Raw genomic sequence first — 26,372 nt, forward strand, 5'->3', positions numbered from 1 at the left:
GGCACACTCCACTCAAGGCGCTTCTTTTAGCTTTGTGTTTACCTGGCTTTCCTATCCTTTCTTTCACCCCCAATATTATCTTTCATGAAGATTTTAAACAGCATAAGATTCACTTTTATCCTGATTTTATGTGCTTCCCTCACCAGCTGTGACGACGACGATCCAATTGCATGTAACACCATTGCAGTGCACGAAGGTAATGACCAACTTGGCATGCCAGGTGAAGCCATGGCCTCCCCATTGCAGGTTCGGGTGGCAGATGCCTCCGGCAAACCGGTTTCTAACGCCCAGGTTAGCTGGGAAGTGGTAGAAGGCGGTGGTACGATCAACACGAATACTACTAGTACAAATGCCCAGGGTATAGCGGAAGTTAACTGGGTGTATGGTCAGGAAAATGGAAAAGTGCAGGCTACTGTTAAAAACCATAGCGACTGCCCGGCCAACACAGTTGCCTTCTCAGCTAAAGGGCCTCAACTAAGCCTGGCACAGACGGGCTCCCTTGTGAAACCCAAAAGGCTTCGATCTAATGGTAGTTGCTATGAGTATGATTTCGTTATCAAATACGACTCTAACATCGACCTGAGTAAGTATTTCATTGATGTGAAAGGGGAGTTTCAGTTTGCCAGTCAATCTGCGCCCACTACTTACTTTAAAAGAGGTATGCTGGATGCAGCTACCAACACCATTTCCTTCATGGATTGCTTTACATTTGAAGATGAAGCCTATGTCGATGACTGGTTTACAGTTGCGCTGTTTAAGCAGTCTGATATTCAAGATGGCAAAGTCAAGCAGGGCGCAGTTCCTGTCATGATCTCTAATAGAATGGGACCAATCCGTACCACTAAGCCTGATGGTGCTCCAAGATTCGACACTGGAAGCCAGGGACCAAGAGTGGCCCAGAGAGGAAACTAAAAAATAATAAATCCAACACTAAGAAAGGTGCTCCTTCAAAAGAAGAGCACCTTTTTTAGCTCCTACCGCCATTCACCTTATCATACTTTTCTGCTATCTCTGAGGGCTCAACCTCACGACCATGGTTATTGGCGTAGGCTTTGGTCACTTCGGCGCCCAGCATCAGGATGACCGATGAGTAAAACACCCATAGTAGCACCACCACAAACGATCCCGCGGCAGCATAGAAGCCAACTACTTTCACGCTACTCAGGATAAAGTCGATCAATTCCTTTCCGATCAGAAACAAAATGGAAGTGATAATGCCGCCAGCCATTGCGTCGCGCCATTGAACAGTGGCATCAGGTAGTATTTTGTGAATAGCCGTGAAAAAAACAAGCACGACTATAATTGAGAAAACAATCTTGATTAGTTTAATAGCTGAGGTTAAATGTTCCTCCAGGACATCATAGAGTTGGTCACTAAACACCATCAGTGCAGCGTCAAATACCAGACTCAATAGCAGCAGAAAGCCCAGCCCGGCTACTATACCCAGGGTAACAAGCCGATGGCGTAGCAGCTTAAGATAGTTCACATCATGCTTTACCCGGATCTGCCAAACCGAGTTCAGAGCTTTCTGGATGATGAAAAAAATGATCGTTGCGCTTTTCACTACGACGGCTACCCCAATCAGAATACTCCAGAACCCCACAGGTATCTGTGTCACGTTATCCAGCAGAGCGTTTACCTGATTACCTACCTCGTCGCTCATCAAATCTTCCATCTGCTTGACGATCTCAGCCTGCACCGTCTCTTCTGAGAAAAAGATTGAACCCGCCAATGTAAGCACGATCAGGATGGCGGGCAGCGAGAAAATTGTAAAAAACGCTATGGCCGCACTGTATACAATAGGCTCGTTTTGCTGAAAGTTCTTGTAAGAGTCTATCAGTATTTCTTTAGTCTTTTTCCAAAAGCCTGCTTTGTGCTCCATAAATGTTAGGTTTCCGCTATAAAAGGCCGCATTAGAATAACGGCGAGGGACTGTTTAGGTTAAAGCGTAAGGCCTTTGGATTGTTTAAAGCAATAGATTGCGGTGCTCCTGGCTGTTTCGATGTAGGGCTCCATTCAGATCAAATAAAAAGGCCTGTCCTTTTTACAGAACAGGCCTTTAAACTCATTTCAACTCTCATTAATAAGCGCGAACGGCTTTGTTTTCCACAAAATTCATGAACGCACGGTTTACCACACGGGTACCACCTGGAGTCGGGTAGTCACCCGTAAAGTACCAGTCGCCTTTATGGTTCGGGCAGGCCAGGTGCAGGTCTTCGATCCGCTGGTAGATCACCTGTACTTCGGCATTTACCTCAGGTGCTTTCACGATTTCCGATACTTTGGCAGACAACTCGTCGTGCGTGAACAGGTCGAACAACTCTTTTACATAGTTAGTCTCCATGATAGCCGGTGTACCTTGAACGGCTTGAATCTTATCGTATACTTCGTCAACTTTATAATACATGTCACGGTCTTTGAGCAAGGCCAGCATGGCGCGGAAAGCAACGAACTCCTTTACACGGGACATATCGATGCCGTAGCAATCCGGGTAGCGAATCTGCGGTGCGCAGGACACGATGATGATCTTCTTCGGCTCTAGTTTGTCCAGCATCTTGATGATACTCTTCTCCAGCGTCGTACCCCTTACAATCGAGTCGTCCAGCACAACCAGCGTATCGATGCCTTTCCTTACTACCTCATAAGTCGTATCATACACGTGCGTCACCAGGTCGTCGCGGCTGTCGTTGTCGGTGATGAAAGTACGCAGCTTCACGTCTTTGATCACCAGCTTCTCGGCGCGTGGCTTGAACTGCAGAATCTCGTCAAGTTGCTCTTCGCTGAGCTCCTGGTTCAGGATGGCTTGCTTACGGTAGGCACGCAGATGATCTTCGATACCTTTCATCATGCCCAGCCAGGATGTTTCAGCCGTATTCGGGATGTAAGAGAATACCGTATTTTTCAGGTCATACTCGATCGCTTCCAGAATCTGAGGACACAGGCGGCGACCCATGTTCTTGCGTTCTTCATAGATCTCCGGGTCATTGCCCCTGGAGAAGTAAATGCGCTCAAAGCTGCAGGACTTTTTCTCGAGTTGCGGCAGAATCTCTTTCAGGTCTACATTGCCGGCTTTGTCCACGATTAAGGCGTGGCCCGGTGTGATCTCCCGGATCTCGCTATACTCAATATCAAAAGCGGTCTTGATAGCAGGTTTTTCAGAGGCCACCACAATCACTTCGTCGTCCATGTAGTAGTAAGCCGGACGGATACCGTTCGGGTCGCGCACCACAAAGGAAGCGCCATACCCTGTCAGACCTGCCATAGCGTAGCCACCGTCAAAATCCTTGCAGGCACGCTTGAGCACACGCTGCAGACTCAGATTGTCTTCGATCAGGGCAGTAATCTCTTTGTTGGAGTAGTCGTCTTTGTAAGATTCGAACAGCATCTGGTTTTCTTCATCCAGGAAGTGTCCGATCTTTTCGAGTACTGTGATGGTGTCGGACTTTTGCTTTGGATGCTGACCTAGTTCGATGAGTTTGTGAAACTGCTCGTCTACGTTGGTCATGTTAAAATTACCGGCTACGGCAAGGCTACGGCTGCGCCAGTTGTTTTCACGCACCATCGGGTGGCAGTTGTCCACGGTGTTGATACCGTGTGTGCCGTAGCGCAGGTGACCCAGGTATACATCGCCCAGGAAAGGCAGGTTCTGCCATACCCAATTTGTATCGAGCGCCAACTCAGGTTTCTCTTCTTTCAGCTTCTTAAATTCCTTGCCGATCTTCCCGAAGATACTGTCGATGGCACGGGTTTTTACGGAGCGGAAACGGCTGATGTACTCCATGCCTGGACCGGCATCTATTTTAATGCTCGCTACACCTGCACCGTCCTGTCCGCGGTTGTGCTGCTTCTGCATCAGCAGGTATAGTTTGTTGACACCGTACATCGGAGTGCCATACTTTTCAACGTAATATTCGATTGGTTTTCGGAGCCTGATCATGGCTATTCCGCATTCGTGCTTAATTGAATCGCTCATAGGGTTGTAAAAGTATCTAGGCCAGCAGTTTTTCTATCCAGTGCAGCAGCAGGTCGGGTTTAAAAAAGAAGACCAGCAGCGGCAAGGCGAAAAAAACCAGCAGCAGCTTATTTGACAGTGAAATAACTAAATTTTCGGCAGTTTGATTCCTTTTCAGGAAAAGGTAATAAGGTATTTTGATATAGTAGAACAAAGCCACCCCGGTAAGCAGGACGCCAGCCACCAGTAGAACCAGTAGCAAGGGCTGTCCATTATAGGTATAGGCCTCCCACACATTGCTAAAAACAAGCAGCTTGCCCATGAAGCCAGCCAATGGCGGAAGCCCCGTTAGCGAAAGCAAAAAGAGTAGCGCCATGATACCGGCAAAAGGAATCCGAGCGCCCATTCCCTGAAAATCCTCGAGGGTGCGCACCTGCCAGTTTTCTTCAGCCATCTGCAGGAACAGGAATAAGCCGAAGTTCATAAAGAGCAGTACTGTCATATAGAACAGCACGCTCACCGTATAGTCGCTGCCAAAGGCCAGCAACGCCATCAGCAGAAAACCCGCATGCGATACCGATGAGAATGCCATCAGGCGACGCGGACTGCGCTGCCAAAGAGCTGTGAAATTGCCGATGGCCAGCGTAGCCAATGCGGCTATACCTAAGAAAAGCTGCACATCGGAGAAAGCATTGGAAATGGTCGGGTCGGCGAAGGCCGCCACAAAGCGCATGATCACAATGATGCCTGCCATTTTGGGTCCGGTAGAAAAGAGGGCTACGATCGGCATGGGTGCTCCCTGGTACACATCCGGCGTCCAGAAATGAAAAGGGGCTGCGGAAATTTTGAAGAGGAAACCCGCGAATACCAGGATGGCTGCCACCGTCACCATCAGCGGGCTGGCATCAAGTAAGCTGCGCCAGAACGAAACCAGGGTATAGTCCAGCGAGCCGGTCAGGCCATAGAAAAAGGACATGCCATAGAGCATCACTCCAGCTGACAGAGTGCCGTAGAGCACATATTTCAAGCCTGCTTCCACGGCTCTTTTTTCTTCTTTGAGGGTAAGTGTCAGGATATAGGAGGCAATGGAAACCACCTCAATCGCCAGGAAAACCATCAGCAGATTGACCGATTTAGCCATTAGGTTGAGGCCCAGCACGAGTATCAGAATCAAAGCATAGTATTCACCACGGCCTTCTCCTTGCTTGCGCTTTTCTATTTTCGGATTTTGGAGCGAGAGCAGGATCGTACAGATGCCCGTCAGACTGAAAAGGATGCTGGCATAACGTGCTATGCCATCGGAGCGCAGCAGGTTCAGAAACTGCACCCCATCGCTGTCTTGTGGGCCCAGTACCAGTAGCACCAGTGTCGAGAACAATCCGGTTAGCGCTACCCAGGGCAGTAATCGCTTTATTGTTTTAGATTTGAACAGGTCAAGCGTGACTAGCAACAGGAAGAAGAGGGCCAGTAGTAGTTCGGGCAGCAGCGTTCCTGCTCCAGCTAATATGCTGTCGATGGCCTGGGTGAGCTGAGCTGCCTGTTCTTCCACGTGTCGGTATAAGGTAAAGTATAAAGCCTCTGAGAAGACAAAACTTCAGCAGAGGCAGTTGTTATTTTATTAAAATCGCTTGTAAAATGTTCAGCTGTTCCTGTCCGTTTCGCAGCACCAGTTCCGTGAAGCCCGTCACCGACATACCTGTCTTGTCCAAGAGCAGGTGTGGGAATATGCCGAATAGCAGCGCCAGTATCGCCAGCGGCACCAGCATCAGGTACTCACGCCCAGACAGATCAGTCATGGAGGCTTTGCCACGCAACTCCGGGAATAGCCAGAACTTGCCAAAGAACATGCGCTGGAGTGCCCACAGGTAATAAGCCGCCGAAAGCAGCAGGCCAATCACAGCCACTATTGCCATCCAGCGGGGCAGCATACCTGTCGCCTCTGGCGCACTGAAGCTGCCCAAAAGCACCAGCAACTCGGCGATAAAACCTGAGAAGCCTGGCAGTCCCAGCGAAGCAAAAAAGGCGATCACCACAAAGGCGGTATAAGCCGGCATGCGTTTGGCAAGCCCGCGGAAATTCAGGATCATGCGGTCGTGCGCCCGGTCGTAGATTACCCCTACTACCAGGAAAAGCATAGCCGAGATCAGACCATGGCTGAACATCATGTAGATCGCACCGTTCACACCTTCATTTGTCAGCGAAGCCAGACCGAGCAGCACAAAGCCCATGTGCGATACCGACGAGTAAGCGATCAGTTTTTTCAGATCGTTCATGGCCAGTGCACAAAGAGCCCCATAGATAATAGAGAGTACCCCCAATCCGCCAACGAAAGTAGAGAAGTAGGCACCCGCATCCGGGAAAACCGGGTATACGATCCGGATCAGACCGTAACCTCCTACCTTCAGCAGGATTGCGGCCAGCAACACGGATATAGGTGTAGGGGCTTCCACGTGCGCATCGGGCAACCAGGTATGCACGGGCACAGACGGCACCTTGATCAGGAAGCCTGCCAGCACTAACAAGAAGGCTACAAAGCGAATCGGAAGATCAAACAGCGTGACGCCTGAAAAAACATGCAGCAAACTGCCGGGTATAAAGTTGGCTGGCTCCATCATAGCAGGTATACTGAAGGTCCGTACCATGTCTGCCTGGCTGATCACGCCTTGCTGCAGCATCTGCTGCACTTGCCGGATCAGGTCCAGACTAGCTGGCACGTTCTGTCCTATAAGGCCCATTTGCTGTGCCGTCGCCTCCGGATCGATCACGGAGGTATAGAGCCCGATCATCACAACCAAAATGAAAAGCGATCCGATCAGGGTATAGATGAAGAACTTAAGTGCGGCATATTCGCGCTTCGGACCACCCCAGATACCAATGAGGAAATACATTGGCAAGAGCATGAACTCAAAGAAGAGGTAGAACAGGAAGAAGTCCAGGGCCAGGAAGCAGCCCATCACGCTGGTCATGAGCAAGAGGTAGAGCAGGAAGTAGCCTTTCACATTCTTGGTAATGTTCCAGGATGAGATCACCCCGATCACCCCGACAATACCTGTGAGCAGTACCATCCCGATGCTGATACCGTCCACGCCCACAAAATACTCGATTTGAAAACGACCCAGACTACCCAGCGAGAAACCGATCCAGTCTAGCTTCTCCATAAACTGATAGCCTGTCTGCCCGTTTGCCTGCGAAGCGCCATCGAAGCCCAGGTATAGCCACACGGCCACGGCCAGCTGCAGCAACGTGCCACCCAGCGTTACGGCTTTTATACCCCGCTGCATGCGTGTCGGCAGGAGCAACACGATAAGTGCTGCCACCAGGGGAAGAAAAATAAGGCTGGAAAGAGTATAATTCATCAATATGTTACGACACAAGTATCACGTATCACGACACACGACTGCGCATCTGTTACTAGTTAATTACTCACCCAATGTTAAACCGGGACTAGTTTTGTTTTCAGCCACAGCTCCTACTGAGCACGGGTTTAGATTCGCTTGACCTGCTCCCAAAATCTGAAAGCAAACCAAAATAATGCGGAACAGTTTTTTTAGATCCTGTACAAACTACGGACAGCGACCCTTTATTTCATCCAATCTATCAAGATCCAACAACCTGACTGCGAAATTAACATCAATTCAGCATGATGTATAGTATTATCAGAATAAATCCGAAAAGGGAGTAAGCGTAGTAAGATTGCACCTTCCCGTTCTGAAGTCCCCGCCCGAACCGGCCCAGCACTTTTGCCATTGCTCCGATCAGCCACACACTGCCGTCAACACCCCACTTGTCGAACCACTTCACGATCTTGGAGAACACCACCAGCCATTTGCTGGCATATTCAAGCGTATAGTCAATCACCCGTTTGTCGAAGCGATAGAGCATGCGGGACATCCAAAGTACTGGTTTCACAAGCAGCCGGTCGTACACTGCATCCAGGTAATAATGATGATAAGAAAGTTGTGCCAGTGCCCCGTTTGGTCTTTCCTGCAGGAGCGCTTCGCTGCTATTGCCCTTATACCTGCCAACAGCCAAAGCTATACCTGCTATACCTAGCAGAGCCGAGAAAATCCCAATGAATAAGTGAGCTATTCCGTTGGCAGCATCCTGCGCCGTCACGGCCTTTATCAGACTGCTGGCGAGCAGAGCGCCATCCTGTGAGAGTTGTGTCAGGCTGATTCCCTGCATCACCCAACTTCCGGCAAAGGACAAGGGGTTGAGCGAAAAGAAGAAACCCAGCGACAACACCGCCAATAAGACTACAGGTATAAGCATCACCCGCTCCACCTCCTGACTCACCGACAAACGAAGTGTCCGCATATCAAAAGGAAGTCGGAACGAACCAAAGAACATGAACCACAGGTGCCGCCCCATGTAATAGGCGGTGAGCAGCACGACTGTGAAGCCGATCACCGGTACTATAAAGTAAAGGCTGTTGCCATTGGCCAGGCTCATGGTCTGTGCCCAGGCCCAGCTGCCGGAAAGGATAGCATCTTTGGAAAGGAATCCTGAAAACAGCGGCAAACCAACCAGCGCGGCAGCTGCCAGCAAATAGGTATAAAAGGTAAGCGGCATGGCTTTGCGCAAGCCACCCATGTTGCGGATATCCTGCGGATCGACTCCAACTGGCAGGTGCGCATGGTGCATCCCCCGGTGCATGGCGTGGATGATGATACCGGCATTGAGGAAAAGGGCCGCTTTGAAAAAGGCGTGTGTGGTCAGGTGAAACAGCGAAGCATCGTGTGCCCCGGTGCCCATCCCCATCACCATGTAACCCAGTTGTGAGATCGTAGAGAAGGCCAGTACCGCTTTGATGTCATATTGCGTGAGTGCCGCAACGGCACCGAGCAGTGCCGTGATGGCACCAACGATGGCAATAACCGTAAGAGCATCCACTGTAAAGAAAGCGTAGCAGCGTGCCACCAGGTATACGCCAGCCGCTACCATGGTCGCAGCGTGAATCAGCGAGGACACCGGTGTCGGGCCCTGCATGGCATCGGGCAGCCATACCTGCAGCGGGAACTGCGCCGACTTGCCCACACAGCCCATAAACAGGCCAAGCCCGGCCAGCGTCAGAAACAAGGGACTCAACTCTACAGACCAGGCCATTCCCTGCAAGGTATAGCCTGTTACGAAGGTCCCGTTCAGCCACTCTCCTGCTCCCACCATGGTGCGCAAGGCTTCCAGGTCAAAGGTCCGGAAATAGGTATAGAAGGCAAACAAACCAAGCAGCAGGCCAATGTCACCCACCCGGTTCACTAAAAAAGCTTTTTTGTTGGCCGCAATGGCAGCCGGGCGCTCATACCAAAAGCCGATCAGCAGATAGGAAGACAAACCCACCAGCTCCCAGAACATAAAGAGCAACAGCAGGTTATCGACCAGCACAATACCCAGCATGCTAAAGGTAAAGAGTCCCAAATAGGCAAAATAGCGGCTATACCCCTTATCACCGTGCATGTAGCCCACCGAAAAGAGCTGCACCAGCATGGAGATGAAGGTAACGATTACCAGCATCAGCACCGTCAGGTTATCAAGTAGTATTCCTGCTGTAAAGTCAGCGACAAAACTGCCAGGCAAATTAAACCAAACTGTTCGGCTATGGTAGACCTCTGTGTTCCAGGTTTGGGTAAAGAGGTAGATCGAAAGTGCAAAGGCGAGCCCGGTGGCACCGATCCCCAGCCAGTCGCCTTGTCGGGGTAGCTTTTTGCCCGCCAGGTATAGCACCGCAAAAGCGAAGAGCGGCAACAGGAGCACCACCAACGCCAGTGTGGTTTGGGGCGTGCCGGCCAGCGGTTCAAGAAGTGCGGAAAGCTCCAAAATATTGGCTGTCTAGGGGTTCAGTCTCAAATAGAGGATAGCCTGAGGCCTTCCTCCTTTTCAGGGCGCCAATTTACATATATTGTAGCAATAATATAGAGTCTGATCGCCTTGCCGGGCCATACATACCCCATATTTTTCAATTTTTGCAAACAATCATAGGTCTATTTCGTTTTGTATGGTATTGTACCATCTAAACAAAATAAGAACTATGGACACACAAGATCTTAAAAGAGACGCACAGGATTTGAAAAACAAAGCTGACCGAACTAACCCACAGCATAAAGAAGGACCTATAGCAGCAGCTATCGAAGATTATACTTCCCGTATCCCATCAGATGTATTCTTATGGGCGGCACTGGGTTCAATGGCCGTGTCAGCAACATTGAAAATTATGAAGAAAGACGAAGAAGCTTTGTTCGTTGGACAGTGGGCTCCTTCATTCTTACTGCTAGGTAACTACAACAAGATGATCAAGTTGGTTGGTTACCAGAGCGACAAGTAAGAAGCGTCCAATATTCTACATTAGAAACAGAAAGAGGGAGCCGGTCGGCTCCCTCTTTCTGTTTTATGTTATAAGTCAATCCTTGTTTTGATGATACAAATATGACAAATCCGCCATCATTGAAGCCAGATTAAATAATACTCCTACAAGAAAGTTCAAAAAAATAAATATTTTTGACAAACTGTACTAATTATAGGTATTATTATCTCTATATTTGCAGTGGCTAAAAGTTGAAGGTTGCCTTTGGGCAATCCTTTGAAGAAGCAGGGCTCCTCACAAAGGAGCCTTTGCTTTTTATAGGGCATCCTCTATCAGGAAACTCCGGATCAACGTCTGTTTCCTACAGGATTTTCTGAAAGCTTTCCGGGGAGAAAGGCTAAACGGGTTCTTTTGATATTTTTGCACTCAAATCTCCTTCCGTGTGTACTGCATCACAGTACTTTTTCCGAAGATTTTGCACACCATTCCAATCGATCACATCTTCCTCACTGCTTAGTAGCGTCAGGTTTTCTTTCATCGAGACATCCGAAATAAACATTCTGTCCTGATAAAGGCCATTCGCATAAAAACGACAATAAGTGCGGGTTTCATCCGCTTCTGTCAATACGATCAAATCACAAGTTTGAAGCTTGCTGGTAAATAGAGAGAATTCATCCATAATAGGCAATCGGTAATCTGGAAGCAATTGGATCAAACTTGGACAAAATATCCAGTTTTGCTAAAATCCATTATACTTATCAATCTCAAGAATTACGAGTATGTTTTCGAAAGGTTACGAGACCAATCATAATTTCTACAATTATTTTCTATACAACTGTTATAAGCCTTTAGAGCCATCTATAGTTTACAATTTTACTTGATCACCTCCTCTGAATACACCAGCCACAACGGCACATTGATATCGAAGTTATAGATCTCGGTCGGTACACTTCCAAGACTCAGCGATGGGATCGGGTTATTGCCTTTTAAGCCTAGCACCAGCATGCCATGACCTCCTTTTACCAGATTCAGGCTGATGCGCTCTGCTACACTCTTGTTGGCCGCTCTTACCAAGGTATAAGGTATACCGACTATTTCAGGATGTTGCTTTTGCAAAGCGTCAAACTTTCCCTTTACAAGCTCCTCTGCTTTCTTAACAGCTTTCTCCTCCGAGATCAGAGGGAAGAACTGACTCGGCAGACGATACACGTGCATGATCTCAAGTTGCAAGCCCAAATGGTCAGACAGGCTCTTACTAAGACGGAGTGCGTACACAGAAGTGTTGGAGAAGTCGATAGGAACCAGCACTTTTTGGATGTTGAAGATACTATCTTCCGGAAACACCAGTATACTGCAAGGCAAAATGCGGAGCAATTTGGTCCCCAGTGCATTGGTGCTCTTGCCTTTCATTCTTTTCCCCAACAAGGTCAGATTTACTTTATAGCGTTTTACCAGATCAGCCAATATGACTTCAGTATTCGGCTCTTCACTAACCAGGATTTCATAGGGAGCGGCATCAGCAAAGTGCTCTCCCACGATATCACTTATGTTTCCCTCAATCTCGCTGGCCAGATCCACCTCCCCAAACCACTCTCTGAAGTCTTCACTAAGCTCCGAGGTTTTGATGTTGTGCACAAAGTAGACCTTACTAACCGGTAGACGCTCACAAATCGCCCGTGTAAAAGCAACCAGCTTTTCATCTATCTCACTGAGGTCCAGGCAGACCATCATGGCATTAATTGCAATCATAGCGCTTCTTTATTCTAATGGTTTGGTTGGGGTTTCGCTTTCTTTTGAAGTTTTAGGTACGTTTTGCTTCTGGGCCCTTTTGGCGAGCATTTCGGCAACCAATTGCTGATAGGCCTTGCGTTCGCTTGCCTGGCCCAGTTTGAGTTCTTCCTGCAACTCTTCGTTGAGGCCCCTATAGAGGCTGTAGCACATCAGGAGCAAAATAATGGCAAACGGCAACCCGGTGATGATAACAGCGGTTTGCAAAGCCTGCAAGCCGCCGCCCAACAGCAACACTGCCGCGATGGCTCCTCCTGAAAGCGCCCAGAAGATGCGCGTCCCCACCGGAGGGTTAGGGATACCGCCTGAAGTCAGGCTGACAACCACCAGTGAGCCGGAGTCAGAGGAGGTGACGAAAAAGCCCGCGATCAGCAAAATACCAATCACTGAAAGTACAGTCGAGAAGGGCAGCTGCTCAAAAAACACAAAAAGGGCAGTCGAGACGTCCGCTGCCACCGCTTCAGCAATGGCATTGTTCCCAGCAAGGATATCGCGCAGGGCGGTGCTTCCGAAAGCTGTCATCCACAGAAACGACAGCAGCGACGGAGCTATTAGGACACCGAGTACAAATTCCTTGATCGTACGCCCCTTGGACACACGCGCGATGAAGATGCCCACAAAAGGAGCCCAGGAGATCCACCAGGCCCAGTAGAACACCGTCCAGGAGCCCTGCCAGTTGTTGGTTGAGAAGGCTTCGTTCCAGAATGAGAGCTGCAGGAAATTACCCAGGTAGTACCCGGTATTCTGCACATAGGAGCTCAAAATGAATACAGTAGGACCTAGCGCAAGTACAGCTACCAAAATCAGGAGCGCGATCCGGATGTTCCACTCACTGAGTATACGTACCCCTTTGTCCACGCCTGTGACTACCGAGACAGTGGCTATACCTGTGATGATGGCGATCAGGATGATCTGGGTCGTGATGTCGTTTGTGATGACTGGAAACACGTGGTTAAGACCGGCTGCCACCTGCTTTACGCCTAGCCCCAGCGAAGTAGCCAGACCAAACAAAGTAGCGATCACAGCCAAAATATCGATCACGTGACCGATAATGCCGTGGATACGCTCACCCAGAAAGGGATAGAAGGCCGAACGTACCGTGAGCGGCAGTTGCCGGTTGTAAGTAAAAAATGCCAAAGCCAGCGCGACCAGCGCATAGATGGCCCAGGCATGCAGCCCCCAGTGCAGAAAAGTAAAGTTCATAGCCTGACGCGCAGCGGCCGGTGTGCCGGGGTCACCCATCGGTGGTGTCTGGAAGTGGTTGATCGGCTCAGCTATACTCCAGAACAGCAAACCTATACCCATACCGGCGCTAAAAAGCATTGCAAACCAAGCGGAAGTCGAAAACTCCGGCTTGGCATCCTTCCCTCCCAGCCTGATTCTGCCAAATCTTCCGAAGGCTATGAAAAAACAGAAGGCGACAAAAATATTGACGCTCAATATAAAAAGCCAACCAGCATTAGAGGTCACGGCTGTCTGGGCTGACGCAAAAAACTCTTCGGCCCCCTTCCTGAAAACAAGTACAAGCACAATAATGATAATCAGGATTACGATCGATGACCAGAACACAGGTCCGTTCACTTCCAACCCGAAAGATTTCTTAATGTCGCTTTTAACCTTACTCATGTTGTTTGTTTTAAAGATCAGAAGTAATACCCCATGTTGATGTTAAAGCGCATGTGCCACTTTGTATCGTCCGGGGTGCCAGTGGTAAAGGCATTCGTCCATTCCGGACCCAGCCAAGGTTGGTTATATCCGAATGCCGTGTCGGTGTAGATGTACATGGGCCCGGCTGTAAACAGAGCACCCAATACGTTCATGTGGGAATTTTCATAGCCACTTACCCGCTTGTTGTAGTAGCCGTAATTATTATACACTTCTATACCTTGCAAAAGCTTGGTTTCGATGGGTATATGGTAGGCTATACCTGCCGTGTAGATCTCCCCACGGTTTGCCACATTGTAGTTGGCGCCGTAGGCACCCATTTCTACAAAGTCGAGGTCGGCATCGGCTGCATAGGCTGGCTGAAAGCGGTAGAGCATGGCCTGCAACTTGATGTTCCAGGGACTATGGGAGGCCTTGTATTCATAGTGCACCGCACCGGCATAGCGGGTTCCGTTTCGCTCTGTGTCGATGTTATAAAGCAAGCCACCCTGTAGAGAATAACCTATCTCGTGGGCCAGACTATCGCCAAGCCGTCGCACCAGTTTAAAGTCAAGCTGGTTGTTTTCTTTGTTACGGCCTGTCACGTCATAAGAATAGCGGTTAGGGCTCGGCTCCGAAAGGCCAAAAACGAACTCTTCCGCACTTTTATAGTAAGCCGCCTGCCATCTCCAAAGACCGTTGTCGCGGATGTACTTCACGCCCATATCGTGGTCGTCTTCAAAGCCGACGTAATAGGTCATGTTAAAAAACCAGTTGTTGGAGTTGTACTGCTGGATACCGAAGGGTACCTGGTTCAAACCGACCTGTAGCTGGGAGCCTTCATCGAAATCATACTGGAACCAGCCTTGCTTCAGGAAAGCACCGCCAAAGGCCTGAGAGTAGTGCCGAAATTCTGCATTAAGTTTTATGCCCTTATAGGCGGCTTCTGCATTGATGCGAAAGAGGTCAAAGCCAAAATCACCTCCCCGCTCCAACTGATCTTTCTTCCAGGTGGAGAGGTTATAGTTGAAACGCACAGCTCCTCCAAGCTTAAGCACGGGTTTGTCCTCTGGCTTCTCCTCAGGTGCCTGTGCCAGGCTTTCCTCATTCACGACAAGCAGCAATGGAAGCAAAATAAGTATACAGTATCGTAGAGCTTTGATCAATAGAATCTGCTGATTTTGTACAACACTACTTATTGACGAGTCGAGGCTATAAAAGTTACCTACAATGCACTCCTCACCCTAAAAGCTCAGATACAGCAATTGCAAAAAGTGGTAAAACGGCCCTTTGCTAAAGAAAGGCATGTATGTGATGATTTGGCAGAAAGATCCTGACAACTGGAAAGTTAACAAAGGCATCCGGAGCGCCACATAATTTAATACAAAAGCGCCCTGCAGGATTTACCTGCAGGGCGCTTTTTGTTTTGCTACTGAAAAGCCTAAGGCTATTTCTTGCCTTGCTGTCCTGGTACCGGGAAGCCTCGGTCACGCATCAGCGCATCGATCTTGGCATCGCGGCCACGGAACTGACGGTAAGCGTCAGCCGGATCCATGGAGTTGCGTGGTGCAAACAGGTATTTCACCAGTCTGGCAGCAACCTCAGCATCGTAGAATCCGCCTGGGGCTTCAGCAAACGCCTCCGCTGCATCAGACGTCAGTACGTCCGCCCACAGGTAACCGTAGTAACCGGTAGCGTAGCCTTCACCTGAGAACACGTGTCCGAAGTGTGGTGAACGGTGACGCATCACGATCTCCTTCGGCATACCTAGTTTAGACAGTGTTTCTTTCTCAAACTTGTCTGGATCCAGGTTGTTCGGGTCAGCCAGGTGGAAGTGCATGTCCATCAGGGCAGACGCCAGGAACTCCGTAGTGCCAAAACCTTGGTTGAAGGTAGAAGCTTTCTCGATTTTGGCGATCAGTTCTTTCGGCATCGGCTCACCGGTCTTGTAATGCTTCAGGAACTGATTGATCACTTTGTCAGTAGACAACCAGCGCTCCAGCAACTGCGACTGGAACTCGGTGTAGTCACGCACGCCACTATTCAGGGTTGGGTACTTCACGTTGGAAGCCAGGAAGTGCAGCGCATGGCCGAACTCGTGGAAGAATGTTTCGGCATCATCCCATGATACCAGCACCGGCTCACCTGGAGCAGGCTTCACGAAGTTAGAGTTGTTAGAAGATAGTACGGTCTTCTTGCCGTCAAATGTTGTGTGGGCACGGTATGTGGTAGCCCAGGCACCAGAGCGCTTGCCCTGACGCGCAAACGGATCAAGATACCACAGACCGATGTGATCACCCGTAGTCTTGTCCGTTACTTCCCATACCTTCACGTCTTCATGGAACACAGGTACAGAACCTTCTGCTACTGGCGTGAATTTGAAATTAAACAGCTCACCTGCCGTGAAGAAGATCGCCTGCGTCAGGTTGCCCAGTTCCAGGTACTGCTTCACCTCATCGGAGTTCAGGTCGTACTTCTGCTGACGTACTTTCTCAGCGTAGTAGCGGTAGTCCCAAGGCTCGATCGAGATTTTCGTCTTGCTCGTCTTGTTGGCCAGCTGCTGCATGTCGGCAACTTCCTGCTTAGCACGGGCAATAGCTGAAGGCCATACCGCCATCATCAGGTCCATCGCCGCTTCTGGCGTCTTGGCCATGCGATCCTGGAGTCTCCACTGCGCATAGTTGTCGTAGCCCATCAGCTGCACGCGCTCACGGCGCAATTTCAGGATGTCCACGATGTTCTGCTTGTTGTCGTTTGCGTCGTTGTTGTCAGCACGTGAGTAATAGTTCTTCCATACCTTCTCACGCAGCGCACGCTCGTCAGAATAAGTCAGGAACTGGTCCATGCTGGAGCGTGTGTTGGTCACCGCGTACTGGCCCGGCTTGCCACTATCCGCGGCAGCTTTGGCAGCAGCTTTCACAAATGATTCCGGCAATCCGCTCAGCTGATCTTTTGTAAAGTATACCACATACTTCTCCTCGTCAGCCAGAATGTTGTTAGAGAACTTTGTGTACAGTGTCGAAAGTTCTTTGTTGATTTCAGCATAACGCTTTTTCTGCTCAGGGCTCAGGTTTGCGCCTTCCATCTCGAAGCCTTTGTACACCAGCTCCACTACACGCTGCTGATCAGCTGGCAGCGGGTTTTTCTGGGCATTGTCATACACAACCTTGATGCGCTGGAAAAGCTTCTCGTTCTGTGAGATCTTGGAGTTGAATTCAGATATCTTCGGCGCCATCTCCTGCTGAATGGTACGGAACTCCGGTGTAGACACGTTGCTGCTCCAGATGCCGTAGTAGGTGAATACGCGGTTCAGCTCCTCGCCGGCACGCTCCATCTCCTCGATCGTGTTCTCGAAAGTAGCGGGCTGTGTATTGTTGGCGATCTTTTCGATTTCGGCCAGGTTCAGGGCCATTGCTTTCTCCATAGCCGGCTTCAGGTCGGCCAGGTCCATCTTGTCGAAGGCTGGCACACCGCCATAAGGGCCTGTCCATTCCTGCAGCAAAGGGTTGGTTTCAACGGCCTGCTGCTGTTGCGCCGTAACCTGAGTATCCTGAGTCTGAGGCGTCTGCGACGAGGTACAACTTGCCAGCGCCAACAGGACAGCGAGTCCGGAAGCCTTACCGGCTAATATGATTTGGTCTTTCATAGAGTTTTATATGAATGAGAAAATTTCAGCACAAGATACAAAAAATTGGCCATATGCCCCACCATGCAATATTTATGCTGATCCCTATACCGATTCTACCAAGTAAATACGTTGTAAAGTATCCTTCCGGCAGAGTGGCAAAAACACTGGTCCGCTCGTATAAGAAGGACTGAATACTCCTTTTTCCATGCAAGAATCCCCAATCAAAGACAAGCAGGCTTTACGTAAGCTCTATGACACCGTTCTGCCCGAACTGGCGCAGCATATACACCAGCATCTGGCTGATGTCATTCCGCTTTTTCACGACTTCAAATTAGAAAAGCTAGTCGATACCTGGACACGTGAACCTGGTGCAGATGGCGCAACTGAAATCAGCCTGGACAAGGGTAATGTCAATCAGATGGGATTAAGATTACGCCTGGAAGGTTTTCAGCGGGTGGGTGCCGACAACTTCGACCTGACCAAAGATCTACTGCTTAAGCTGGACCGGAACTTCTATACCATTGGCCCCAACCAGGATAACGTATGGCTGGAAAAGGAATACCTGCAAAACTGGGATAATGCCGATTATGAACTTGTCGCGGAGAAATGGACGGAGCAACTGATAGACGATCTGACTGAGCGACTGGAAAAATTCACAATATGACGAAACGGCCAAGCTTCAACAGTCGTGTTATTATCCTTGCTTTCATGGCAACATGCCTGAGTGGCTGCCACGCCTGCCAGGCCCAACAGCCTATTGCAGTTTCCCAGGAAAGCTATACCTACAAAAAGCCTTCGTCAGGAGGCACCGGCAAGGTATACATGGGCCGGGAGATCGCCGCGATCATGACCGCCACGGGTGGCAACTGGCTGGACCGGGATACACGGCAGGAAGAAGAGAACTCTTCCCGCACCATAGAGAACATGGAGCTGCAGCCTAACAGTATCGTTGCCGACATTGGTGCTGGCACAGGTTTCTATACCTTTCAGCTTGCCCCTAAAGTCCCGAACGGCAAGGTATACGCAGTAGAAGTGCAGGACCGGTTTATCGAATCACTGCAATCTCGCAAGGCAAAAGAAGGAGCCGATCACGTGTCCATTGTGAAAGGTGACAGCCTGGAGGTAAACCTGCCAGCCAACTCAGTGGATATCGCTTTGATGGTCGACGTATACCATGAACTTTCCTACCCTAAGGAAATACTGCGGTCTATCCACCGTGCTTTAAAGCCGGGTGGCAAACTCCTGTTGCTTGAGTACAAGGCCGAAGACCCGGACGTAAGGATCAAAGCACTGCACAAGATGACGGCAGAGCAGGTCAAAAAAGAGCTGGAAGCAAATGGTTTCCGTTTGCAGAGACGGGAAGACTTCCTGCCGATCCAGCATTTTTTGTTATTCGAGAAGGCTGAAGAGCCTGGTAACGAGCAATAAATCTTCTAACTTCAGGGAATACGGCAAGGAGTTACTCACTAATCAATTTAAGCACTTTCTGCTGATCAACAGTTATGACTTTCAGGAAATAAATACCGCTTGCCAGGTTGAGTTCTGTTAATACTATGGTGTTGACCCCTCTTTTCAGGTCAGCTTTCTCAGATTGGATGATGCGGCCTTGCGCATTGTACAGGATAACAGAGCCTGCTTGTTCAGCATTGGAAGAGATTTGTACCTGTAAGTAGTCATCGAATGGATTTGGGAACGCCTTGAGTGTGATGACATCCGGAAGGCCCGGAGCATGTACATGCCTGATGGGGCTAAACTCAAACTTGCCAGAGTAGTCCACTTGTCTGAGCCTGTAGTAAATGCCTTCTGCCCTATATCTGGATATATTCCTGTCAGTGAAGGTATAGTGCCTTTGCAATTGCGTCGTTCCATTGCCAGCGACCTTTGCGATTGGAGTAAAAGTACGCCCATCTGTACTCGATTCAATACTGAAGTATTCGTTATCCTGCTCTGATGCTGTTTTCCACTCTAAAATGGCATCGTCAGTTGCCAGCCTGGCAGTGAAACTGACCAGTTCGACTGGAAGAGGGATAATTTCCGAGCTTGCCAAGACACTGACAGCAAACCGGGGGCCGGTTGCATTATCTGAGGAAGAGGCCATGATGACAATCTCATCGGTGAAGTTGTCTTTGGTACTGGTTACGTTGTTGTAAAATCCTTCTATCAGAATATGCTCTCTATTAAACGTTCGCTGATCAGAGGCATTTAAGCTTTCTTCATTGGTCTCAAAGTCTATGTTATCAAGTGAAGACTCTTTGTAGACAATGTTGCCTCCTCTCTCGTTATCCGTGTAGACGACTCTAACAACTTCCTCCACCTCATTTAGAATAACAATAGGTCGCGTTCTTGAGCCAACTTTAGTAATAGTATACAGATTGTCCCATACACCCGCAGGTCGCCGCACAAAGAGCCCTAAAAGTGGCTGATGTTCATTAGAATAACTGGTTTTAATTGCGCAGTATAGTGTACCGTCAGTTGCTACTGCCATGTTCATATGGTCATCTGCCAAACCTCCGGCTACACTCCCATTAGTTTGGTGAACTACATCCTCTATCGATGACCAGCTGTTGGGGGGGCTCCCATCCTCGTGAGTCATGAAACCGAATTTTTTTGTATTCTGATTTGACCAAAATACACCTGTTTTACCTGGTAGCGAGATGACAGCACATATATCATCATTTTTCAACCCTGTGGCAAGCCGTGTTTCGCTGCTCCAATTACTATAGGGTGAATCGCTCCATCTTACTCTTACACCGTTTGACCTGGTATAGGCCAGCCACATTCTACCCTGTCCGTCTATATCGATTGTTGCTGTTTCGACACCGTCCCCAAGTGATAGATCAGAAGCTGCATTGTGATTTAAATAGCTCTTAGTCTCAGGCACATACTCCAAAGACACGATATCAAAAAAAGCAGGCTGATTTAGACTGGCAGATTCATGAAAAAGCAAAACATGCGTTACATTCCCTACAACTTTGCAATCTACTTTTGAAGTAGTCTTAAGGGAGATAGTCCGCACATTTTCCCAAGTTGTTCCATTCAGCTTCCAGACATGTGTTCCGGTTTCGTCTGGCAGTACTGTCCAGAAAGTGCCGGCATGTGCCCAAACTTTTGATTGTGGCTTTTCACCGGTATTCACTGTTATGGGAATTTGACTTAAAGGTGTAACTGAACTGAACTGAGCAAAGGAGGGAGTAACGCCAAGTATAAATACAATGAGGGTTAAGATTCTAATCATAGGGTGATCTCCTTTGCTTTATTGTAGGATTTCGCAGTGCAGGATAAAGGTCGCTAGCACCCTATTACGTTTCATATATTTTATTGTTCTAATTAAAGACAACCCTATATTTCGTTTCTTAAATCTGTATAAGAAATAGCCGGTCATTTGCATATACACCAACCCGATAGAAAATCTTTAAAAATCTGAACCTCAAATCATAACAACTTACGTAGTATAAGGTATAGCTGTAAAAATTGTAGTTTATGCATACAACCACATTCAAATTTGAGGAGGGTAGCCCGTATGTGGGAAGCCATCGCCCGATCGGTCAGGAAATTCATGAGCGGTTGATGTGGCAGGCGAGGCGTTTGCACCGGGAAGACATGCAAAAGGCCGGGTGGGAACTGATCATTTACACCCCTATCCCTGCTTATCTGGACAAGCCCTCTACTATCGAAGTCTATTGGGATTACGACAACCCAGACGATCCTTGCAGCGACTAAATCTGCTTTTTCACCCGAAGAACACCCTTAGCATACTATGAGTCTCAATTTTTTTAACACCCATACAATAGCCGGTAGATTAGAGATGATATGGGCACATGGGACTTTTCTGGCCGAACGGGGACGTCGTGGCTATCGCATTCAACTGTATGATATGGGTGAGTTTTTTGCAGAGGTGTGGAGCAACCCCGATACAAACTTTATTGGGCTGATCAGAGGCCTGGCTACGAAACGAGCCCTTGAGCCTTATACTAACAAAATCAACCTGATCGATATGATGTGCTGGTAAACTGTATCTTCCTATGGAAGCATCACGTTATACCTGACAGCTTTAACATCATCCACCCTATTTTTTTCTTAGTGGGTATAATCAGAAAAATGAATAAATTCTTTCGGATAAATATTGCCGTCCTAATGATAGGCATTGCCCTGTATGTGATAGGCTTACTCTTTCAGATCAATCATTGGCCCTATACCAGTACCATGGTCTTTGCAGGATTAGCTGGTTCAATTCTTATCCCGCTATCCCTGATTTCACTTTTCATTTTCCTGATCATTTTTTACATCAGAAACCGCCCGAATTACTGAGCAGTACCTGAGCTGAGCTTTTGCAGTCCATTAGTCCATTTACTTTAGGTATAATGCGCTATTTTTGAAGCGTGAATTCTATCAAGCTTAGTTCCTACTGTCGCCTTTATGCCTTCTCGGATTATCGCAGCATGAAGTCTGCACTCCCTTACATGCGGCAAGTAGTGTTTGCCAAAGCTCTGACTGATGTAGAAGAATCTGACGCCAGACGTGTCGTGATGCGCTTGCCTGGCAGTGGGTTTCATAACTATTTACGGCCTTTGGGCGGCAATCAGTCCAAAACCACAGGTATAGCTTCGCTTATCACCGCTCTTCAGTTGCTCTACAAACAAAACGGATATGCTGCCAGGTATATCGTAGTGGAGCGCGGCTAAACGCGATGCCAAAGCCCTAAAACTATTTTATCTCATCCGTAACAATTCGGTAATACGGACCTGTTGTAGGAACTCAGCTTTAATCGTAATATTGCAATCATAAAGCTTTAATGGCTTACTGCTGCTATAATCAGCAGCAATCATTTAATTCCTAATTCGCAATAGCAATGACCCGAATAGCTCTTTTCAGCGATATACATGCCAACTTACCTGCCCTGGAGGCTTTCTTTGCCGATGTGGACACCCGCAAACCTGACTTCATCTACTGCCTGGGTGACTTGGTGGGTTATAACATTTGGCCAAATGAAGTGATCGACGCGATCCGGAGGCGCAACATCCCGACTATTGCGGGTAATTATGACTTCGGCATAGGCAGGGAAAGTGACGATTGCGGCTGTGCTTACAAAACCGATCAGGAAAAGGCCAATGGTGCGGTTTCGATCGCTTTCACAAACAAGGCCATCAAGCCTGAGCAGCGCCGTTACCTTCGCACGCTTCCCGTTCATATCAAGGTGGAATTCCAGCTGAATAATGATAAGCTAAACCTGTTACTGGTACACGGCAGTCCCCGCAAGATCAACGAGTATTTGTTTGAGGACCGCGATGAGAAAAGCATGCTCCGAATCATGAAAGACGCCGATGCCGACATCATGTGCTTCGGACATACGCACAAGCCTTACCATCGCATCCTGAACTCGGCTGAAGGAGATGAGCCCCACTATCGTCATGCAATCAACATTGGATCAGTAGGCAAGCCCAAAGATGCCAACAACCGGGGTGGCTATGTCATGCTAACCATCGATGAACAGAGCTCTGTGTTGAACAAGGAAAGTATAACCGTTGAATTTATACGCTTCGCCTATGATTTTGAAAAAGCTGCCAAAGCAGTGGAGGACTCTGAGTTGCCAAATGCCTATGCTGATAGCCTCAGGAAAGGCTGCTAATCCTGTGCAGCACCAGAGCTGATTCTAGCACCATAGCACTACTCTAAAATTTAGCGAGCTGCCCCAATTGGGGCAGCTCGCTTTGCTTTAAGGGTACTGCCACGCTAACGCCAACCATAATTCAACCTATGTTACTGTTTATCAAAACAATAACATCTAAAAATATTTTCCACACGCTCAAACATTCGGCATAACAGCTGGTTGATCTCAGTAGAAAAGTATAACACATACTAAAAAAAATCAAAACCATGAAAAAAACACCAACACTTCCAATTTTTCGGTACAAGCTCAGTTCACTGGCTTTCCTGATGGCCTTGCTTTTTGCATTTTCGGGTTGTGAGAAGCAAGAAGATGCTCAACCTGAGACCGACCTGCTCTCTTCTACTGAAGATTTGATTACTGTGCTCGAAAGAACAGATCTGATGAAAGGCAAAGCGCCCGCACATGCAAAGGCCCGACAGCAGAAGGAGCGCAAACCTACCTTCAGTACATTGCTAGTTGCCCTGGCTAAAACAGGACTGACATCTACAGTGGCTAAAGAGCACCTCACTTTGTTTGCCCCTTCAGATGAAGCTTTCGCTAAACTGGGACTCTATCCTAATAACATTGGCAATGTGCCTAATTTGCGAGAGATCTTGCTTTACCATGCTGTCGCAGGCAAAGTATATGCCGCAGACTTAACAGCTGGCTATGTACCTACACTTAACGGTGCAGCCGTGAACATCACGTTGAATGGAGGCGTTCAAGTGAACGATGCCAACGTTATCTTGGCTGATGCCCGTGCCCTGAATGGAGTGATTCATGTGATCGATCAGGTGCTGATGCCACCTACACAAAACCTGGTGGAACTGGCCCTGAGTTTTGATCCTGAGTTTTCGATACTGGTGCAGGCAGTCATAAAAGCTGGCCTGGCCGAAACATTGGCTACTGGCGGTCCCTATACTGTATTTGCTCCAACCAATGACGCGTTCATAGCCGCTTTGGCAGAGCTGGGTTTCGCGAGTCTGGACGATGTGCCTGACAATGTTTTAAGACAAATCCTGCTGTATCACGTGGTAGAGGGGCGTGTGTACTCCTCTGACTTGAGCACTGGCAAGGTGGGCACTGTGAACGGCGATAAGTTCTTTGTAAACACCAGCAACCTGACCATAACGGATACACAGAACAGAGTAGCCAACCTGGTTCCTTCCCTGTTGAATGTACAGGCTACAAACGGTGTGGTGCATGTGATCGATAAGGTAATCCTGCCTAACCTGGGCAGCTAGTCTACAGGTTGTCTGCCATAAAAAAGGGTATTGATTGAAAGATCAATACCCTTTTTTATATGCGATACTCTTTACTCTTGCTCCAGAATTTGTGTCACCACTCTTTCCTCTTTGGCCCTCATTAGAAAGCTTGCCACAATCCCATACTCTTTGGGATGCTGCTTCTCCGGCTCACTAGTAAGTCTGTCCATCCTGCCAGTTTATACCTAGCTTAGAAAGGTATTTTAAAAGATAATCGTAAAAGTGGTGCCTACATGAAGCACACTGTCCACTTTGATTTCGCCACGCACATTATCCACCATTCTCTTTACAATATAAAGCCCAATGCCGCTGCCTTCCACATGGTCATGAAAGCGCTTGAACATGGTGAAGATACTGTCCTGCTTGCTGGACGGTATACCCAGTCCATTATCCTGCACGGATAAATGTGATTTGTCATCATGCTTCTCCAGCCTGATGGTTATATGGGGCGCTCTTTCAGGTGAGCGGTATTTGATCGCGTTGCTGATCAGGTTATTGATAATGCTTTTAGAGTTTTTAAGCGTGAATCCTGACAAATGACTATCCGGAGCGATTACTTCAATCTGCGCACAAGACTCAGCTATGAGGTTTTGCAGGTCTTCTTTCACCGATTCCACAATCTCAAAAAGGTCTAGTACCGCTGGCTCTTCGTCTTCACCTGTTTTGTCGATCTCTACAATGGTTGTCAGGTCTCTGATAGTAGTAGAGAACCGCTTGAGGGAGGACTTCATCATGGCGGTGATCTGTTTGATCTCCTTCCGGTCCAGTTCCTCCTTCTGGATAGCATCCGAAAGAATAGAGATCAGACCCTCGATATTGGCGATAGGCGACTTCAGATCGTGTGAAGCGGTATAGACAAAGCTGTCCAGATCAAAATTGGCGTTACGCAAGGCATTGTTTTTACGCTGCAGTTCCGTATTAATGTACTGGCTGCGCTCCATTATGCTGACACACTGAAGATGGAAGGCCAGCAGATCAGCAAACATCTTGAAGGTGCTTATCACCTTGGGATTATTGACTTTTGCCGGCTTTGCGTCTATAGCACAGAGTGTCCCGAAAAATGTGCCGTCTTTGAGTATGATAGGAACAGAAATGTAGCTTTTGAGGCCATAGATCCGAGGGGTGTGATGCTCCTTGTAAGTGGGGTCTTCTGCTACATTGTCGATAACGATGGGTTGCCGGTGATCCCTGATTTCGTTGCACAGGGTCGTGGCCACTTCCAGTTCGCCACCCTCCTTCAGCCCAAACTGTACCAGATCGTGCACGCTGCAGGCCAGCCACCTGTCCTCTGTTACACGAGCGACGGCGGCAAAGCCCATCTCCGTGATCTGACAAATAGTTTCGAGCATGGTTGGAACGACGGGGATTTGCTTTACAGCTTCCAAGTCTTTAAGCAGGTTGTCTTGGATATCGATCATATAGAAAAGCCTCTTCTCTGATTTGCGGATTTCCTAAATGCCAAAAGCCGCTGGTTTTAATGAAGTTATAAATTTAAAGAAAAAGTTATTAACTATTGAGAGCATCCCTTGTTTAAATTGAACCTATGTTGCCAGGAAAGCAGAATAGGCACTCAGCTGCCAGTGAGCACAACAGCCGAGCACCTATACCCTTGACTTATCTGGTGATTTGGCCTCTTAACTCGCCATCAGGATACTGGTCGCTGTGTATGTTAATATACCACTCGCCTGCCAGTAGTTCTGCTTCCTGTGCACTAGTGAGCGGTGGAGTGGACCCTACCAGCGGACTTACATAAGGGTTGTTACTGGAGTATGGATCACTACCCGGATTAATCGGAATCGTGATCGGTCCTGCCACTCCTACTGCGCCCCTGTGAAAGTGCATGGCAGTTGGCGTTATATTCTGGAACGAGACAGTGTAGTTCATTACTTTGGTATCCATGTTATAAGTACCCCTGAAAGTACCAGTTGCCTGTGTGTTGACAGCCGGTACTTCGTTAGCACCGGACAGGGCGACCTCGTTGAGGGTCACAATCTCATCATCAGGTATAACAGTGTTGTCATCATCGTCGTCACAGCTGGTCAGCACAAGTGACATGCTCAGCAACGCGCCAAGCAGTATTCCAAAATTGATTCGATACGTTTTCATCTTCATCAGAATTTAATTGAAGTGATTCAATAATTTAAAAGCAT

General features: G+C 48.4%; 22 protein-coding genes. 9 read left to right on the forward strand and 13 right to left on the reverse strand.

Annotated features, from left to right (window positions below):
- Positions 1-84: 84 nt before the first annotated feature.
- A complete protein-coding gene (locus AC5FX6_RS09105; protein WP_493596734.1) occupies positions 85-912 on the forward strand; it encodes an Ig-like domain-containing protein in 828 nt (275 codons plus the stop codon).
- 55 nt (positions 913-967) lie between these two features.
- On the opposite strand, the gene AC5FX6_RS09110 is transcribed toward AC5FX6_RS09105, so the two are convergent.
- The 5 genes from AC5FX6_RS09110 to nuoL all read right to left on the reverse strand — a co-directional run bounded on the left by AC5FX6_RS09110 (position 968) and on the right by nuoL (position 9,766).
- Positions 968-1,882, reverse strand: coding sequence for a YihY/virulence factor BrkB family protein (locus tag AC5FX6_RS09110; protein ID WP_493596735.1), 915 nt, complete (start codon positions 1,880-1,882; stop codon positions 968-970).
- Between the two features lie 198 nt (positions 1,883-2,080).
- A complete protein-coding gene (locus AC5FX6_RS09115; RefSeq protein WP_493596736.1) occupies positions 2,081-3,973 on the reverse strand; it encodes an amidophosphoribosyltransferase in 1,893 nt (630 codons plus the stop codon).
- 16 nt (positions 3,974-3,989) lie between these two features.
- A complete protein-coding gene (locus AC5FX6_RS09120) occupies positions 3,990-5,501 on the reverse strand; it encodes an NADH-quinone oxidoreductase subunit N (RefSeq protein ID WP_493596737.1) in 1,512 nt (503 codons plus the stop codon).
- Between the two features lie 61 nt (positions 5,502-5,562).
- Entirely contained in the window at positions 5,563-7,308 is a 1,746-nt protein-coding gene (locus tag AC5FX6_RS09125) for a complex I subunit 4 family protein (protein ID WP_493596738.1), read from the reverse strand.
- A gap of 274 nt (positions 7,309-7,582) precedes the next feature.
- Positions 7,583-9,766 (reverse strand): NADH-quinone oxidoreductase subunit L, encoded by a 2,184-nt coding sequence (gene nuoL / locus AC5FX6_RS09130; protein WP_493596739.1) that lies wholly within the window; start codon positions 9,764-9,766, stop codon positions 7,583-7,585.
- A gap of 211 nt (positions 9,767-9,977) precedes the next feature.
- On the opposite strand from nuoL, the gene AC5FX6_RS09135 reads away from it, so the two are divergent.
- A complete protein-coding gene (locus AC5FX6_RS09135) occupies positions 9,978-10,271 on the forward strand; it encodes a hypothetical protein (protein WP_493596740.1) in 294 nt (97 codons plus the stop codon).
- Positions 10,272-10,647: 376 nt separating this feature from the next.
- Here AC5FX6_RS09135 and AC5FX6_RS09140 read toward each other — a convergent pair whose 3' ends face one another.
- From AC5FX6_RS09140 to AC5FX6_RS09160, 5 genes are all read right to left on the reverse strand, one after another.
- Positions 10,648-10,929: a hypothetical protein gene (locus AC5FX6_RS09140; RefSeq protein ID WP_493596741.1), complete on the reverse strand. Its 282-nt coding sequence runs from the start codon at positions 10,927-10,929 to the stop codon at positions 10,648-10,650.
- A gap of 194 nt (positions 10,930-11,123) precedes the next feature.
- Positions 11,124-11,999 carry a universal stress protein gene (locus AC5FX6_RS09145; protein WP_493596742.1) on the reverse strand — a complete coding sequence of 292 codons (876 nt, stop codon included), beginning with the start codon at positions 11,997-11,999 and terminating at the stop codon, positions 11,124-11,126.
- 9 nt (positions 12,000-12,008) lie between these two features.
- Positions 12,009-13,664: a BCCT family transporter gene (locus AC5FX6_RS09150; RefSeq protein WP_493596743.1), complete on the reverse strand. Its 1,656-nt coding sequence runs from the start codon at positions 13,662-13,664 to the stop codon at positions 12,009-12,011.
- Positions 13,665-13,681: 17 nt separating this feature from the next.
- The gene (locus AC5FX6_RS09155; RefSeq protein WP_493596744.1) at positions 13,682-14,815 is read right to left on the reverse strand and encodes a hypothetical protein; all 1,134 of its coding nucleotides are present in this window, start codon (positions 14,813-14,815) and stop codon (positions 13,682-13,684) included.
- Positions 14,816-15,129: 314 nt separating this feature from the next.
- Positions 15,130-17,328, reverse strand: coding sequence for a M3 family metallopeptidase (locus AC5FX6_RS09160; protein ID WP_493596745.1), 2,199 nt, complete (start codon positions 17,326-17,328; stop codon positions 15,130-15,132).
- Between the two features lie 187 nt (positions 17,329-17,515).
- Here AC5FX6_RS09160 and AC5FX6_RS09165 point away from each other — a divergent pair, with 187 nt between their 5' ends.
- Positions 17,516-17,974: a hypothetical protein gene (locus AC5FX6_RS09165; protein WP_493596746.1), complete on the forward strand. Its 459-nt coding sequence runs from the start codon at positions 17,516-17,518 to the stop codon at positions 17,972-17,974.
- Positions 17,975-18,018: 44 nt separating this feature from the next.
- The gene (locus AC5FX6_RS09170; protein ID WP_493596747.1) at positions 18,019-18,738 is read left to right on the forward strand and encodes a class I SAM-dependent methyltransferase; all 720 of its coding nucleotides are present in this window, start codon (positions 18,019-18,021) and stop codon (positions 18,736-18,738) included.
- A gap of 31 nt (positions 18,739-18,769) precedes the next feature.
- Here AC5FX6_RS09170 and AC5FX6_RS09175 read toward each other — a convergent pair whose 3' ends face one another.
- Positions 18,770-20,545, reverse strand: a complete 1,776-nt coding sequence (locus AC5FX6_RS09175) for a T9SS type A sorting domain-containing protein (protein ID WP_493596748.1) — start codon at positions 20,543-20,545, stop codon at positions 18,770-18,772.
- A gap of 245 nt (positions 20,546-20,790) precedes the next feature.
- Here AC5FX6_RS09175 and AC5FX6_RS09180 point away from each other — a divergent pair, with 245 nt between their 5' ends.
- The 5 genes from AC5FX6_RS09180 (at position 20,791) to AC5FX6_RS09200 (ending at position 24,201) form a co-directional block, all read left to right on the forward strand.
- Positions 20,791-21,030 carry a hypothetical protein gene (locus AC5FX6_RS09180; RefSeq protein ID WP_493596749.1) on the forward strand — a complete coding sequence of 80 codons (240 nt, stop codon included), beginning with the start codon at positions 20,791-20,793 and terminating at the stop codon, positions 21,028-21,030.
- A 37-nt stretch (positions 21,031-21,067) separates the two neighbouring features.
- The gene (locus AC5FX6_RS09185) at positions 21,068-21,319 is read left to right on the forward strand and encodes a hypothetical protein (RefSeq protein WP_493596750.1); all 252 of its coding nucleotides are present in this window, start codon (positions 21,068-21,070) and stop codon (positions 21,317-21,319) included.
- Between the two features lie 430 nt (positions 21,320-21,749).
- Positions 21,750-21,992, forward strand: a complete 243-nt coding sequence (locus tag AC5FX6_RS09190) for a hypothetical protein (RefSeq protein WP_493596751.1) — start codon at positions 21,750-21,752, stop codon at positions 21,990-21,992.
- Positions 21,993-22,159: 167 nt separating this feature from the next.
- Positions 22,160-22,936 carry a metallophosphoesterase family protein gene (locus AC5FX6_RS09195; protein WP_493596752.1) on the forward strand — a complete coding sequence of 259 codons (777 nt, stop codon included), beginning with the start codon at positions 22,160-22,162 and terminating at the stop codon, positions 22,934-22,936.
- 248 nt (positions 22,937-23,184) lie between these two features.
- Positions 23,185-24,201, forward strand: a complete 1,017-nt coding sequence (locus AC5FX6_RS09200; protein WP_493596753.1) for a fasciclin domain-containing protein — start codon at positions 23,185-23,187, stop codon at positions 24,199-24,201.
- 224 nt (positions 24,202-24,425) lie between these two features.
- Here AC5FX6_RS09200 and AC5FX6_RS09205 read toward each other — a convergent pair whose 3' ends face one another.
- On the reverse strand, positions 24,426-25,640 hold the full coding sequence (locus AC5FX6_RS09205; protein ID WP_493596754.1) for a sensor histidine kinase: 1,215 nt from the start codon (positions 25,638-25,640) through the stop codon (positions 24,426-24,428).
- A 196-nt stretch (positions 25,641-25,836) separates the two neighbouring features.
- Positions 25,837-26,328: a CHRD domain-containing protein gene (locus tag AC5FX6_RS09210; RefSeq protein ID WP_493596755.1), complete on the reverse strand. Its 492-nt coding sequence runs from the start codon at positions 26,326-26,328 to the stop codon at positions 25,837-25,839.
- Positions 26,329-26,372 lie beyond the last annotated feature (44 nt).

Source organism: Pontibacter sp. LHS2 (genome assembly GCF_058932845.1).

What these genes read in the sequence shown, in the direction of transcription:
- AC5FX6_RS09210 (WP_493596755.1), bottom strand. Translation starts at nt 26,328, where the DNA reads ATGAAAACGTATCGAATCAATTTTGGAATACTGCTTGGCGCGTTGCTG.
- AC5FX6_RS09140 (WP_493596741.1), bottom strand. Translation starts at nt 10,929, where the DNA reads ATGGATGAATTCTCTCTATTTACCAGCAAGCTTCAAACTTGTGATTTG.
- AC5FX6_RS09185 (WP_493596750.1), top strand. Translation starts at nt 21,068, where the DNA reads ATGAGTCTCAATTTTTTTAACACCCATACAATAGCCGGTAGATTAGAG.
- AC5FX6_RS09175 (WP_493596748.1), bottom strand. Translation starts at nt 20,545, where the DNA reads ATGATTAGAATCTTAACCCTCATTGTATTTATACTTGGCGTTACTCCC.
- AC5FX6_RS09125 (WP_493596738.1), bottom strand. Translation starts at nt 7,308, where the DNA reads ATGAATTATACTCTTTCCAGCCTTATTTTTCTTCCCCTGGTGGCAGCA.
- AC5FX6_RS09160 (WP_493596745.1), bottom strand. Translation starts at nt 17,328, where the DNA reads ATGAAAGACCAAATCATATTAGCCGGTAAGGCTTCCGGACTCGCTGTC.
- AC5FX6_RS09205 (WP_493596754.1), bottom strand. Translation starts at nt 25,640, where the DNA reads ATGATCGATATCCAAGACAACCTGCTTAAAGACTTGGAAGCTGTAAAG.
- AC5FX6_RS09200 (WP_493596753.1), top strand. Translation starts at nt 23,185, where the DNA reads ATGAAAAAAACACCAACACTTCCAATTTTTCGGTACAAGCTCAGTTCA.
- AC5FX6_RS09150 (WP_493596743.1), bottom strand. Translation starts at nt 13,664, where the DNA reads ATGAGTAAGGTTAAAAGCGACATTAAGAAATCTTTCGGGTTGGAAGTG.
- AC5FX6_RS09165 (WP_493596746.1), top strand. Translation starts at nt 17,516, where the DNA reads ATGCAAGAATCCCCAATCAAAGACAAGCAGGCTTTACGTAAGCTCTAT.
- AC5FX6_RS09135 (WP_493596740.1), top strand. Translation starts at nt 9,978, where the DNA reads ATGGACACACAAGATCTTAAAAGAGACGCACAGGATTTGAAAAACAAA.
- AC5FX6_RS09145 (WP_493596742.1), bottom strand. Translation starts at nt 11,999, where the DNA reads ATGATTGCAATTAATGCCATGATGGTCTGCCTGGACCTCAGTGAGATA.
- AC5FX6_RS09195 (WP_493596752.1), top strand. Translation starts at nt 22,160, where the DNA reads ATGACCCGAATAGCTCTTTTCAGCGATATACATGCCAACTTACCTGCC.
- AC5FX6_RS09180 (WP_493596749.1), top strand. Translation starts at nt 20,791, where the DNA reads ATGCATACAACCACATTCAAATTTGAGGAGGGTAGCCCGTATGTGGGA.
- AC5FX6_RS09105 (WP_493596734.1), top strand. Translation starts at nt 85, where the DNA reads ATGAAGATTTTAAACAGCATAAGATTCACTTTTATCCTGATTTTATGT.
- AC5FX6_RS09115 (WP_493596736.1), bottom strand. Translation starts at nt 3,973, where the DNA reads ATGAGCGATTCAATTAAGCACGAATGCGGAATAGCCATGATCAGGCTC.
- AC5FX6_RS09110 (WP_493596735.1), bottom strand. Translation starts at nt 1,882, where the DNA reads ATGGAGCACAAAGCAGGCTTTTGGAAAAAGACTAAAGAAATACTGATA.
- AC5FX6_RS09190 (WP_493596751.1), top strand. Translation starts at nt 21,750, where the DNA reads ATGAAGTCTGCACTCCCTTACATGCGGCAAGTAGTGTTTGCCAAAGCT.
- AC5FX6_RS09170 (WP_493596747.1), top strand. Translation starts at nt 18,019, where the DNA reads ATGGCAACATGCCTGAGTGGCTGCCACGCCTGCCAGGCCCAACAGCCT.